This window comes from Flavobacterium sp. KACC 22763, from assembly GCF_028736155.1.
Classification (GTDB): Bacteria; Bacteroidota; Bacteroidia; order Flavobacteriales; family Flavobacteriaceae; genus Flavobacterium.
The window spans coordinates 487,282-499,677 of record NZ_CP117879.1 but is presented as its reverse complement, the minus strand read 5'-3'; the positions used below and the strand labels follow the sequence as shown (position 1 = coordinate 499,677).

The window sequence follows — 12,396 nt, the reverse complement described above, 5'->3', positions numbered from 1 at the left end:
AGCATAAAGTACGACTTTTTACAAACTACTAGTTATGAAGCGTTTCGATAAGCCGTAGGCGTTAAATTTGTATATTTTTTGAAAGAAGTATTGAACGATGATTTAGAATTAAATCCCACCTCATACAAGATTTCTAAAACAGTTAAATCTTTTTTGGAAGGATTTTTTAAAATTTCCATTGCTTTTTGAATACGATATTCATTCACAAAATCAAAAAAATGCTGATCCATATGATGATTAATTAAAACAGACAAATCCCGAACTGAAATTTCAATTTGATTGGCCAGTTCCTGAATCGTAAGCGACGGATCAAGATATGGCTCCTTCTCAATCATATAATTTTTTAATTCTGAAATCTGAGCAGAAACAGCTTCATCCTGATTATTTGCAATTTCGATGGTTTCATTGTTTTCTTTAGGAAGAAAGTCTTTAGTTAATGTCAATCTTGAATTAATTCCTCTAAAAAGTTCCGGATGATTTAATGCTTTCATCACAAACCAGCATATTACGCTTAAGGCCATAATCACCATAAGAACATTTCCCCAAAGAAAAGTATCTCTGGAAGCAGTATAACGCAACAAATTTTTTGAAGCTGTAATACTATGCATTACCGCAAAAACACAGTTCATCTGAAAAAGCCATTTGTAGGTAGAGGTACTCGGATTTGTATAATTTTCGAGGTAGATTTTCTTGTATTTTCTTAAAATCAAAAATATGCTGATAATATAAAACCAATATTGGCATTCGATTAAAATCTGAAAAAAATACACTTCAGGCATGTTACTGAAATTGGCCAAAAAATGTTCTCTTACAATACCTGATTCTAAATAAAATCGAGGCATTAAAACTAAATTCATTACTACAAATGGAGTTGTATATATTAAGTGTTTCCATTTTAATCGAAAATCAGAATAACAGACTGCTAAAACGTACAAATAAATCAGAGGCATTTCCAGCAAACAAAATGTACTTCTCAAAATCGTTAAATAAATATATTCTGTCGGAAATGAAAAATCAAGAAGGCCACTGAAATCAATTGCTGAAAAAGTTATAAAAGAGGCAAATAATCGATTTGCTAATTTATTCTCTGTCTTTACGGTAAGCAAAAAAAGTGCAAGTAATAACGAAACAAAAACAGCAATACGGGCAACACTATCTAAAAATCCTAATTTATCCATTTATCTTTTTATATTAAACAAATATAATATTTTAGTTTATGTAACAAAGTCACATTTTAACCGTCTTTATGCAGAAAAAATAGAAGAAAAAAAATGATTTTAAATCTCTGAGACTTTGCAAGATTGATATAAAATATATTAATTTTGACGAGTCTAAATAATGATAAAATGACATTTACGAAAACTACTGAACAAGCATCAAAATATGAACATTTAGAGAAAATGTCTGTTCATGAATTGTTATCTAATATTAACCAAGAAGACAAAACTGTTCCTTATGCAGTAGAAAAAGCTTTACCACAAATCGAAGCTTTGATTCCTCAGATAGTTGACAAATTAAAGCTGGGTGGTAGATTGTTTTATATTGGAGCAGGAACTTCTGGCCGACTTGGTGTTGTCGATGCTTCAGAATGCCCGCCTACATTTGGTGTTCCTTTTGATTTGGTAAATGGTATTATTGCTGGGGGCGATACAGCGATAAGACGTGCAGTTGAAAATGCCGAAGACAGCACAACAAATGCTTGGATCGATCTTCAAAATCATAATATCCATTCAAATGATGTCGTAATCGGAATTGCAGCTTCTGGTACAACTCCTTATGTTATTAGTGGTTTAGAAGCTTGCAATGCAAATAACATTGTTACCGGATGCATTACGTGTAATGCGGGAAGTCCGTTAGCACTGACAGCGCAATTCCCGATCGAAGTTGTAGTGGGACCTGAATTTGTTACAGGAAGTTCAAGGATGAAAGCCGGAACTGCACAGAAATTGGTTTTAAATATGATTTCGACCGCCGCAATGATTCAGCTTGGAAAAGTAAGAGGCAACAAAATGGTCGATATGCAGTTAAGCAATGTCAAGCTCGTTGATCGTGGTGTAAAAATGATTATGGATGAGATTTCAGTTTCTTACGAAGAAGCTTCTGAATTATTAAAAAAATACGGCAGCGTGAGAAATGCTGTTGATAATTATAATAAGTAAAAAGTTTTTTGTAAGATGTTGTGTCAAACTACAACTTGAAACAAAGAAAACTTTAAACAAAAAACAAAATGGCAACAAACAAAGAATTACTAAAAAAAGGAGTGAAATATTTATCAGGCGCTTTACCCTTAATGTTTCTCGGGCCAACATTGATTTATAATGCTTTTCAAAATCAAGGCAACAACTGGCACTATCTTGTTTTAGGAATCGGAATTGTGGCTTGTCTTTCTTCTATGCTTTTGATCTTTTTGGGATTGAAAATCATTATGAAAGGTATATTTAATGACTAAATTCGATGGATATAGAAAAAGATCTTAAATGGATCCATCAAGAAATTGAAAAAATAAAAGAGCCACAAACGCTCAAAAAGTTAAAAAGACTTCTTGAATGCATTAATTATCCTAACAATAATTCTATAGAGTCTTACAATTTAGATATAGAAAATTCCATCAAAAATATTAGTGAAGGAAAACTTTATTCTGAAGATCAAGCAAGAAAGATCATTTTTTCAAAAAAATAATATAATATAAAATGGAAAGTCTAATTCACATTCAGAAAACATTTGAGAAAGTTGTTTATATTGATAAGAAAATAAACAATCGCGAGTTTGAAGATTGTGTGTTTAAGAACTGTGATTTTTCCAATAGTAATTTCAATTCCAATACTTTTCTTGATTGCGAATTTATTGACTGCAATCTCTCTATGACGAGTTTAGCAGGAACAAGTTTAAAAAATGTCACTTTTAAAAACTGCAAACTTCTCGGAATTGCTTTTAACGAATGTGACGATTTCTTATTTCAGGTTTATTTTGAAGATTGCGTTTTGGATTATGCTCTTTTTTCAAATAAAAAAATGCCTAAAACCAAGTTTATCAATTCTTCTGTGCGCGAAGTGACTTTTATAGGAACCAATTTAACGAGTTCTGTTTTTGACAATTGCAATCTTGACGGCGCTATTTTTAACGAAACGCAATTGGCGGGAGTTAACTTTAAAACAGCTTATAATTATAAAATTGATCCTGAATTTAATCCGATGAAAAAAGCGCAATTTTCTACCGATGGAATTGTTGGATTATTGGATAAATACGATATCAAAATTATATAATAAATTATTTTTTTATTGTTCTGAGCGCTTTTTTAATGATATAAAGTGTTTCTTTTGTTGGACTTTGTTTCTCCCATTTTTCACATAAATCTTTTACAAAATCTGGTCTTGTTTTACTGGCATCATTTAGCCAATTTCCAACACTGTCTTGCACATATTTTGAAGGATCACTTTTTAAAGAATCTAGAATTTTTAAAGCCAATTCTGGTTCTTGTTTTAGTTTTTGTATATGCTCGCACCAAACTCCTCTTGGTCTGGTCGCTTCGGTCGCAAAACGTCTTATATTCTCATCTTCATTAAAAGTCCATTCCAATAAAATTTCAAGGCTTTCTTCTAAATTGTTTATAATATTAGATCGAATTGCTAACCATGAAATTTCTCTGACACCAAAATGCTTATCGGCTGATAGAAACTGTATTTCCTTTAAAATTGCTTTAATTTTAAGCTCTTGATTTTTTCCAATTGTATAAGCAAACCAGCATCTCACTACATCCGATTTGTGTCTCGCCATTATTGAAAGTATATCAGAATCATTATTAAGAATTGATTCTGTCAATATTCCTGTTCCAATTGTTTCATTTATGGTGTTGACTGTTTGTTTTTTCAAATTTCTGATATCTGTCAAAATAGGTTCCAAATATTGAATTCGATTACTTTCTTTCAATAGATTCCCTAAAAGCGTCGTTTGATTCACAGCAAGCCATTCTACCAGATTAGCAGTTTCAATTTCTCCTTTATTGAGCTGTTCTAAAACAAAAGCAGGAATATCTTTTGCCGATCTAGCTCCTTTACGTTTTATATCTTCCATAGTTTTTACTTTGATACAATTGATCTTTTATTATGCTTAAAATTTTGATTATTTTTGTAAAGATCGGAAAGCCTGATAACACTGGCAATACCGCATATTTTTATCCCATAGGGATATAAAAGTCAATTTTATGCAAACAAAGGAACGAAACGCCGAAAATAAAATTTGTCCATTAGAAATTGCTGTAAATTCCATTAGCGGAAAATGGAAAATTCCGATTGTCTGGCAGATAAATGATGGCAAAAAAAGACCTAGTGAATTTTTACGTGGCATTGCAAAAGTGGACCGACGTGTTTTAAATCAGCAGTTAAATGAAATGGTTGAAGATGGCATATTGATAAAACATTCTTTTAACGAACTTCCTCCGCGGGTTGAATACACTTTAACCGAAACTGGAAAACAATTAGTAGAGATTCTTTGGAAACTAAATGACTGGGGAAAAATATTGATGCAGGAAAACAAAATCGAACTTCAATCTTAAAATAGCAAATCATGAAAGCTGATGAATCTTACCTAGAAAGTGTTAAAAAGCAATTTTTGTATTATAAAATGCTTGGCGAAAAGGCAATCGATCAGATCGAACCTGAACAGCTTTTTGTTTCTTTTAATGACGACACCAACAGTATAGCAACAATCATAAAACATATTTCTGGCAATATGCTTTCGCGCTGGACTGATTTTCTAACTTCCGACGGAGAAAAAGAATGGCGAAACCGTGATGCCGAATTTGAAAACGATATACAATCTAAAGAAGAGGTTTTAGATATCTGGAATAAAGGGTGGAATTGTCTCGAAAATGCTTTAGAAAACTTAAAAGCAGATCAGCTTTCAGATATCATTTACATTAGAAATGAAGGCCATACAGTTATTGAAGCCATTAATCGCCAGTTGGCACATTATCCTTATCATGTTGGGCAGATTGTTTTTTATGCTAAACAACTGAAAAACAGCGAATGGAATAGTTTATCGATTCCTAAGAATAAATCGGGAAATTATAATGCCGAAAAGTTTGCCAAAGAAAAAGAAATCAAGAACTTTACCGATGATGAATTAAAGAGGTTGAAATAATCTATCTTTCTAAATATGAAATCAAAAGATAACGAAACACATCACTTTTTACCAAGCGGAGAATGGGAAGGATTTTATTGCTATTCTAATTCGTCCTCACAACATAAAATGTCTATTGAATTAAGTTTTGCAAATTCAATTATTACGGGTTCTGGAATTGATGATGTGGACTCATTTCGATGGAACGGTTCTTATAATTTGGAACATTTTAAACTTAAAATGGTCAAAACTTATCCAACTCATATCATTAATTATGCTGGAGATATAGACGAAAATGGCATTTGGGGTGTTTGGGATAATCCTGAAGACTTGAGTTTTTTTGCTGATTTTTCGCCAAACGTTCTTCAACAAATTAAAGCGATGACAAAAGGAGGTTTTCATATCTGGCCAAAAGCAAACAAAAGTGAGTCTAGAGAAGAAATGAGAGAAGAAGTCAAAGAATCTAAAAAACTGAAAGAGTTTTATATTCAAAAAGTTTAAATTATATTCAAGTGTTTCTTGTTATCCTAATGCCCTAGCCCCGATTGCAATGGAAATCCTTTTTATTTTTTCTTTAAAAATAAAAAGATTGAAATGGAAAGCGGGATTAGCTCCTAAAAAACAACTTAATTAAAATGAAAAAAATAGTATTCTTATTTCCGGTACTGGCTTTAGTATCTTGTTATAATGCTGAACACAATTGCAAGGATTTTAAAACTGGAAAATTCAAATTTGAGACAGAAGTCAACGGCGAGAAAAAAACAACTTATTTTGAACGCAAAGATGATATTGAAATCGAAACTTTTGAAGGCAAAACAGATACGGCAACCATTCGTTGGGTAAGCGATTGCGAATATGTGTTGCAGAAAAAACATCCGAAAAATATGGCTGAAGAAAAGGCCATCAGCATGAAGATTTTAACGACTTCTAAAGATTCTTATACTTTTGAATTTGGCTTGGTTGGTTCTGAAGAGAAACAGCGCGGAACAGTTTATAAAGTTGATTAAGACATAATTTAAAATATTGAAGGCTCCAATTTTGGAGCTTTTTTTATTGCAAAACTTTGTTGAGCTACTTGCGGAGATCCCTCGTTCCTCGGGATGACAAAACTGTGAGGAAAATCTTTGTTGCTTTGTAACTCTGTCCCTTTGCAACTCAAAAAACAAAAATGTTTCTTTTACATTTCTATTTTAAATAGTACATTAGAACTTTAATCCAACCAAATGAAAAATACCATTTCGCAAAGAGTTGCAGACTTTTTAAAGAATTATCCGCCGTTTAATTTTCTGCATCAGAGAGATTTAGAAAAACTGTCTGAACAGATTTCTATTATTTATAAAGAAAAGGATGCTGTAATTTTTTCCGAAAATGACAAAACGCACGATTCTTTTTATGTCGTACATAAAGGCGCTGTCGCTTTGAAAAAAAGCACTAAAAATACGGTTTTAGACATGTGTGATGAAGGCGATATTTTTGGACTTCGTCCGCTTTTGGCGCAAGAAAACTATATTATGGAAGCTGTGGCGCATGAAGAAACTATTCTTTACGCTATTCCTATTTCCGTTTTCAAGCCTTATGCATTAGAAAACAGAAACATTGGTAATTTCCTGATTGAGAGTTATGCTTCAAACACCCGAAATCCGTATTCGGATATTCATAAAGACAAATTATATGGTGATGATCAGCTGAATGAAAATCTGCATTCGAGCAATCATTCTTTCGATTTATCGCCAATAAAATATTCTAAAAAAATAGTTACCTGCAGTCAGTCAACGACAGTTAAGGAAGTGGCAAAGATTATGAATAAAAAGAAAGTTGGCGCGATATTGATTGTTGATGAAATGCTTCCGATTGGTATTTTGACTGATAAAGACCTTCGAAATAAAATTGTTACAGGCGATTTTCCGATAACCACAACTGCAGAAACGATCATGACCAAACCGGTTATTACGTATCCCAAAAAAATGACGGTCACCGAGGCGCAAATGGCCATGATGAAAAGCAACATCAGCCATTTATGTTTAACGAAAGATGGGACAGTAAATACAAAAGCGGTTGGAATTTTATCAAAACACGATGTAATGGTAGCGCTTGGAAATAATCCAGCTGTTTTGATAAAAGCGCTGAAACGCACCAAAAAAATCAAGGAAATAAAACCAATCCGAAACCGAATCATGCAACTGCTTCAAGGTTATTTGGATCAAAATATTCCGATGACTTTGATTACCAAAATCATTACAGAATTGAACGAGGCCTGCACAACTCGAGTTATCGAAATCTGTTTAGAAAAAATGAGTAGTCCACCGCCTGTAAAATTTGCCTGGCTAGCGCTTGGAAGTCAAGGACGTGGCGAGCAAATGCTTCACACAGATCAGGACAATGCAATTGTGTATGAAAATGTCAATGAAGTTTTTAGGGATGAAACTAAAATCTATTTCTTAAAATTTGCCGGACTTGTCAATAAAGGCCTTTTTGAAATTGGTTACGATTATTGTCCTGCCGACATGATGGCTTCAAGTCCGAAATGGTGCATGAGTCTAGATGAATGGAAAGCCCAAGTACATCATTGGATTACAAATCCTGGTAAAAATGAAGTTTTACTTTCGTTTATTTTCTTTGATTACAGCAAAACTTATGGCGATTCTGAAATCGTTAATGAATTGTCTGATTCTATTTTTGAAAACGTAAAAGCAAATCCGATTTTTTATATGCATTTGGTGAGTGGTGCTTTGCAAAGTCCTTCTCCTACTGGATTTTTTAGACAATTTCTGGTTGAACAAGATGGTGCAAACAAAGATAATTTCGATATTAAACGAAGAGCTTTAATGCCATTGACCGACGCCGCACGTGTTTTAATTTTATCGCATTCGGTAAAAGGAATCAGCAATACAGCAGAGCGTTTTGAGAAATTGGCAGAACTGGAACCAAATAACAGAGAATTGTATTTGTCTTGTTCATATTCGTTTAAAGCTTTACTGAAATTTAGAACCAAACAAGGATTGTTACACCATGATTCGGGTCAGTTTATCGAACTGGAATCTTTAACCAAAATGGAAAAAATTAAACTGAAACGTACTTTTAAAACCATAAAAGAACTTCAGGAACTTATTTCAGTACGTTTTAATATCTCAAATCTGGTATAATAATGAGTTTATTCAATTTTTGGAAGAAAGAAGAAAATAATCTATTCGATGAAAATATTACGATCGAAGAAACTCGTTTTGTGGTTTTAGATACTGAAACTACAGGTTTTGATTATGATAACGATCGTATTTTGTGCATTGGCGCATTGGTTCTTCAAAACGGAATTATTAATGTTCAGGAAAGCTTTGAAGTTTATCTGGAACAAGATCATTATGATAAATTGACCGCTCAGATTCATGGCATTTTGAAAGATCTGCTTGTAAAACGTCCGACCGAACTAGAAGCTTTGCAACAGTTTTTGGAGTTTTTAGGAGATTCCATAATCATTGCTCATCATACCATTTTTGACGTTACTATGATTAATAAGGCTTTGGAAAGAAACGGGCTTCCACATTTAACCAACAAAACTTTAGATACCGCTTATTTATATAAAAAGACTTTGATTCAGTCCCATTTATTTGAAAGGAAAGATCATTACACTTTAGATGATTTGGCTGACAAATTTGATATTTCAAAGAAAGACCGTCATACTGCTTTGGGAGATGCTTATATTACTGCGATTGCATTTCTTAAGATTGTTAAAAAACTGAAAGAGAAGAAAGCAACCAATTTAAATCAGCTATTTAAATAATATTAAGATTTTTTTAAGAATATTAAATTTACATTCGAAACCTTTAATTTACTTTTTCATAATACAAGACTTACATTTATTAGCATTAAGAAAAAATTAACATAACGTGTACTTTGTTTTAGAGAGATAGCTTTGCCTTAATCAAAAAAAATAAAAAACACTTTATGAAAGCTAACTTTTTAAAATCAATTACCTTGCTTGGACTTGCTGGTCTTTCTGCAATAGGCTGTCAAAATGATGACAAAGATTCAAAAAACGATGTAAACGCAAGTATCGATTTTACTTCACATTCAAAAGTACCTCCTTTTGTTTATGCTCAAACAGGTTTTGAAAACTTAAAAATCAGTACTTTAATTACAAGTGCAGATGTTCTTCCAAATTCACCTTCTTTTGTTTACGGAGCACAGCCTGACGGAGCTGGATTAATGAAAGATCCAAATGGTGACGGATACATTATGATTACCAACCACGAAATTATCCAATCTGTATCAAGAGTATATTTAGATAAAACCTTCAAACCTGTAAAAGGAGATTATATCGTTGATGGTGTTGGAGGTCTTACTCGTTTATGTTCTGCTACTTTGGCAACTCCAGAAATCCACGGATTTGGACCAATCTTTTTAACTGCCGGGGAAAGCGGTCAAGAAAGTATGGTTCACGGAATTAATCCTCTTGGATTATCAACTGACAAAGCAAGAACTGATAGAGTTTTACCAGCTTTAGGAAAAGCAAGTATGGAAAACGCGGTTCCGCTTCCAAAAGAGGCTTATCCTGGAAAAACAGTTATTTTAATTGGTGAAGATCAATCTTATGCTACTTCTCACGTAAGTGCTGGTCAGTTAATTATGTATGTTAGTACAGTTGGTGATTTATCTAACGGAAAATTATACGCTTTAAAAAGAACTGATGGGAATCAGGTTGAAACGACTATGAAGTTAAACAATTCATACCCAGTTGAATTTGTTGAAATTCCGAATGCTAAAAACTTAACTGGTGCTGTAATCAATACAACAGTTAATGATTTAAAAGCAATTCGTTTTTCAAGAGTTGAAGACGTAGATTACAGAAAAGGAAGCGCAAGCAACAATAGAGAAATCTATTTTACAGCTACAGGTCAAGCAACAAATAATGCTCCTGTTGAAGGTTACACGATGTGGGGAAGAGTGTATAAAGTAAAATTAGACGCAACAAACCCATTAAAAGGAACTTTAGAATTGGCTGTTGAAGGTGACAGTACTCCTGGAACCGGAATCATCAATCCTGATAACTTATGTGTGACTGAAAACTACGTTTACATTCAAGAAGATGGTGATAGTTATTATGCAGATGCAAAACACGATTCATACATCTGGCAATACAATATTGCTACAAAACAAAATAAAGCGTGGTTAAACATGAACCACAAAAGAACAGATACAGCTTGGAACACACTTTATAACCAAACTGGCGAAATGAGATTTGGAAGCTGGGAATTTGGAGCTATGCAAGACATTTCAGATATCATTGGTGTTCCAGATACTTTCACGGTAAATATTCACCCTCATACTTGGCAAAGTGATGCATTTAAAAATGCTGATGGTTCAGGAACTCAAACTAACAAAGAGGGAGGACAAACTGTAATTATTAGAAACGTACAACGCTAATAATTCTACCAAAATCTATTGACAACCCTTATTTTCCGATAAGGGTTGTTTCTATTACAACTCCACTATGAAATTAAAATATTTTACCTTTCTATTCCTACTGTTTTCTTTTTTCTATTCATGCAAAGAAAGCGAAGCCTCAAAACCAACGGTCAAACAAGAATTGCTTGTAGACTTAAGTAAACTTAATAATGAAATTACTCAATTTCAAACGCTTGTAAAAAGCAATTCTTCACAAAAAGAAATTGTAGAACAATTTAAAAAGTCACGCCTAGCATACAAAAAAGTCGAATGGGCAGTTGAATATTTTATTCCTGAAACTGCTCGATTTATGAATGGTCCTGCTCTTGACGAAATGGAATTGGAAGAAAACCGATCTTTTGAGCCTCATGGTTTTCAGGTTATGGAAGAAATGATTTATCCTGAATACAATCTTGAAAGCAAAGAAGATTTAACGAGAGAATTAAATATTTTTCAATCGAATATCAAACAGCTCAAAAGCACTTTTGAAGTTATTACCATTAGCGATGATTACGTTCTGGATGCCATACAGCAGAATGTTTTTAGAGTTATTGCTCTAGGAATTACCGGTTTTGATAGTCCGATTTTGCAATCTTCAATTCCAGAAGCTGGACAGAGCTTAATCTCAATTCCGGAAACGCTTGAAAAGATTGATGCTGGTAATAAATCGGTATCTGAATTGAGAGAGTTAACAAAAAATGCACAAAAGTACTGTGCCGAAAATAATAATTTCAACGCTTTCAATCGTGCTGTTTTTATAACTGAATATCTCAATCCAATTTCGAAAAAACTGAAAACTTTCCAGAAAGAAGAAAACATTAAAAATGTAAAGAAAAGCAGTCCGCTAAAACCAACAATTGAAACTTTATTTGATAAAGACGCTTTTGATGTAAATGCTTTTGTGCTTTCTAAAGAATATAATTTTACTAAAGAAAAAGCGGTTTTAGGAGAAAAATTGTTTTATGATACAAGTCTTTCCAAAAACAATGACCGAAGCTGCGCGACTTGTCATAATCCTGAAAAAGCTTTTACTGATGGATTAAAAACAAATGTTTCGCTTACTGGAATGAATTTGCCAAGGAACACTCCTACTCTAACCTATGCTTCTTTGCAGAATGCTCAATTTTGGGATATGCGTCAGTTGGATCTAGAAAAACAAAGTGTCGACGTGATTCAGAATAAAGACGAAATGCATGGCTCAATGGAAAATATTCATGCTAAAATTCAGCTGGATAAGGAGTATGTAACACTATTCAAAAAAGCTTATCCAAAAATATCAAAACCAGAAGCATGGCAGATTCAAAATGCTATTGCGAGTTATGTACGCTCCTTAAACGCTTTCTATTCCAGATTTGATGAATACATGAGAGGAAATAAAAACGTTCTGAACAATGAAGAAATTGAAGGAATGAACTTATTTATGGGAAAAGCAAAATGCGCCACTTGCCATTTTACACCATTATTTAACGGAACAGTTCCGCCAAGTTATTCCAAAACCGAACACGAAGTTATTGGAACTCCAAATGAAGCTTCAGGAAAATCTTTAAGTCCAGATAAAGGCCGTTACATTTATAACCAAATGCCACAGTTAATTGGTGCTTTTAAAACGCCTACTGTCAGAAATGCTGCAGTTACAGCTCCATACATGCACAACGGAGTTTTTAAAACGTTAGAAGAAGTGGTTTCTTTCTACAATAAAGGTGGTGGAGTTGGTTTAGGCTACAAAGTAGAAAACCAAACACTTCCTTTTGACAAATTAAATTTAACGGTAAAAGAAGAAAAAGCTCTTGTTGATTTTATAAAAACGCTTACAGATAAAAAATACCAGTAAAACCAAAA

14 protein-coding genes are annotated in these 12,396 nt (G+C 33.1%); 12 read left to right on the top strand and 2 right to left on the bottom strand.

Translation table 11 applies throughout. The annotated features are described in order from the left end of the window. Positions 1 to 32: 32 nt before the first annotated feature. Positions 33 to 1,178, bottom strand: a complete 1,146-nt coding sequence (locus tag PQ463_RS02175; protein ID WP_274256113.1) for a helix-turn-helix domain-containing protein — start codon at positions 1,176 to 1,178, stop codon at positions 33 to 35. Positions 1,179 to 1,346: 168 nt separating this feature from the next. On the opposite strand from PQ463_RS02175, the gene murQ reads away from it, so the two are divergent. The 4 genes from murQ to PQ463_RS02155 all read left to right on the top strand — a co-directional run bounded on the left by murQ (position 1,347) and on the right by PQ463_RS02155 (position 3,263). After that, entirely contained in the window at positions 1,347 to 2,159 is an 813-nt protein-coding gene (murQ, locus tag PQ463_RS02170; RefSeq protein WP_274256112.1) for an N-acetylmuramic acid 6-phosphate etherase, read from the top strand. A 68-nt stretch (positions 2,160 to 2,227) separates the two neighbouring features. Beyond that, entirely contained in the window at positions 2,228 to 2,449 is a 222-nt protein-coding gene (locus PQ463_RS02165; RefSeq protein WP_111378576.1) for a DUF6095 family protein, read from the top strand. Positions 2,450 to 2,454: 5 nt separating this feature from the next. Continuing rightward, complete coding sequence (locus PQ463_RS02160; protein ID WP_274256111.1) at positions 2,455 to 2,679, top strand: hypothetical protein; 225 nt, start codon at positions 2,455 to 2,457, stop codon at positions 2,677 to 2,679. An 11-nt stretch (positions 2,680 to 2,690) separates the two neighbouring features. Then, a complete protein-coding gene (locus PQ463_RS02155; protein WP_274256110.1) occupies positions 2,691 to 3,263 on the top strand; it encodes a pentapeptide repeat-containing protein in 573 nt (190 codons plus the stop codon). 4 nt (positions 3,264 to 3,267) lie between these two features. Here the strand turns inward: PQ463_RS02155 and PQ463_RS02150 are convergent, their stop codons facing one another. Then, positions 3,268 to 4,071 carry a DNA alkylation repair protein gene (locus PQ463_RS02150; protein ID WP_274256109.1) on the bottom strand — a complete coding sequence of 268 codons (804 nt, stop codon included), beginning with the start codon at positions 4,069 to 4,071 and terminating at the stop codon, positions 3,268 to 3,270. Positions 4,072 to 4,201: 130 nt separating this feature from the next. Here PQ463_RS02150 and PQ463_RS02145 point away from each other — a divergent pair, with 130 nt between their 5' ends. The 8 genes from PQ463_RS02145 (at position 4,202) to PQ463_RS02110 (ending at position 12,388) form a co-directional block, all read left to right on the top strand. Further along, a complete protein-coding gene (locus tag PQ463_RS02145; protein ID WP_274256108.1) occupies positions 4,202 to 4,552 on the top strand; it encodes a winged helix-turn-helix transcriptional regulator in 351 nt (116 codons plus the stop codon). Positions 4,553 to 4,563: 11 nt separating this feature from the next. Then, on the top strand, positions 4,564 to 5,139 hold the full coding sequence (locus PQ463_RS02140) for a DUF1572 family protein (protein WP_274256107.1): 576 nt from the start codon (positions 4,564 to 4,566) through the stop codon (positions 5,137 to 5,139). A 15-nt stretch (positions 5,140 to 5,154) separates the two neighbouring features. Then, a complete protein-coding gene (locus PQ463_RS02135) occupies positions 5,155 to 5,619 on the top strand; it encodes a hypothetical protein (RefSeq protein ID WP_274256106.1) in 465 nt (154 codons plus the stop codon). A gap of 134 nt (positions 5,620 to 5,753) precedes the next feature. Further along, entirely contained in the window at positions 5,754 to 6,125 is a 372-nt protein-coding gene (locus PQ463_RS02130; RefSeq protein ID WP_111424136.1) for a DNA topoisomerase IV, read from the top strand. 216 nt (positions 6,126 to 6,341) lie between these two features. After that, a complete protein-coding gene (locus PQ463_RS02125) occupies positions 6,342 to 8,261 on the top strand; it encodes a DUF294 nucleotidyltransferase-like domain-containing protein (RefSeq protein ID WP_274256104.1) in 1,920 nt (639 codons plus the stop codon). A gap of 2 nt (positions 8,262 to 8,263) precedes the next feature. Next, complete coding sequence (locus PQ463_RS02120; protein ID WP_274256102.1) at positions 8,264 to 8,893, top strand: 3'-5' exonuclease; 630 nt, start codon at positions 8,264 to 8,266, stop codon at positions 8,891 to 8,893. Positions 8,894 to 9,057: 164 nt separating this feature from the next. Next, entirely contained in the window at positions 9,058 to 10,536 is a 1,479-nt protein-coding gene (locus tag PQ463_RS02115) for a PhoX family protein (protein ID WP_274256101.1), read from the top strand. A 67-nt stretch (positions 10,537 to 10,603) separates the two neighbouring features. After that, the gene (locus PQ463_RS02110; RefSeq protein ID WP_274256100.1) at positions 10,604 to 12,388 is read left to right on the top strand and encodes a cytochrome-c peroxidase; all 1,785 of its coding nucleotides are present in this window, start codon (positions 10,604 to 10,606) and stop codon (positions 12,386 to 12,388) included. Positions 12,389 to 12,396 lie beyond the last annotated feature (8 nt).

Excerpts from the sequence above, each read along its gene's own strand:
- PQ463_RS02175 (WP_274256113.1), bottom strand. The coding sequence starts at position 1,178 with ATGGATAAATTAGGATTTTTAGATAGTGTTGCCCGTATTGCTGTTTTT.
- murQ (WP_274256112.1), top strand. The coding sequence starts at position 1,347 with ATGACATTTACGAAAACTACTGAACAAGCATCAAAATATGAACATTTA.
- PQ463_RS02165 (WP_111378576.1), top strand. The coding sequence starts at position 2,228 with ATGGCAACAAACAAAGAATTACTAAAAAAAGGAGTGAAATATTTATCA.
- PQ463_RS02160 (WP_274256111.1), top strand. The coding sequence starts at position 2,455 with ATGGATATAGAAAAAGATCTTAAATGGATCCATCAAGAAATTGAAAAA.
- PQ463_RS02155 (WP_274256110.1), top strand. The coding sequence starts at position 2,691 with ATGGAAAGTCTAATTCACATTCAGAAAACATTTGAGAAAGTTGTTTAT.
- PQ463_RS02150 (WP_274256109.1), bottom strand. The coding sequence starts at position 4,071 with ATGGAAGATATAAAACGTAAAGGAGCTAGATCGGCAAAAGATATTCCT.
- PQ463_RS02145 (WP_274256108.1), top strand. The coding sequence starts at position 4,202 with ATGCAAACAAAGGAACGAAACGCCGAAAATAAAATTTGTCCATTAGAA.
- PQ463_RS02140 (WP_274256107.1), top strand. The coding sequence starts at position 4,564 with ATGAAAGCTGATGAATCTTACCTAGAAAGTGTTAAAAAGCAATTTTTG.
- PQ463_RS02135 (WP_274256106.1), top strand. The coding sequence starts at position 5,155 with ATGAAATCAAAAGATAACGAAACACATCACTTTTTACCAAGCGGAGAA.
- PQ463_RS02130 (WP_111424136.1), top strand. The coding sequence starts at position 5,754 with ATGAAAAAAATAGTATTCTTATTTCCGGTACTGGCTTTAGTATCTTGT.
- PQ463_RS02125 (WP_274256104.1), top strand. The coding sequence starts at position 6,342 with ATGAAAAATACCATTTCGCAAAGAGTTGCAGACTTTTTAAAGAATTAT.
- PQ463_RS02120 (WP_274256102.1), top strand. The coding sequence starts at position 8,264 with ATGAGTTTATTCAATTTTTGGAAGAAAGAAGAAAATAATCTATTCGAT.
- PQ463_RS02115 (WP_274256101.1), top strand. The coding sequence starts at position 9,058 with ATGAAAGCTAACTTTTTAAAATCAATTACCTTGCTTGGACTTGCTGGT.
- PQ463_RS02110 (WP_274256100.1), top strand. The coding sequence starts at position 10,604 with ATGAAATTAAAATATTTTACCTTTCTATTCCTACTGTTTTCTTTTTTC.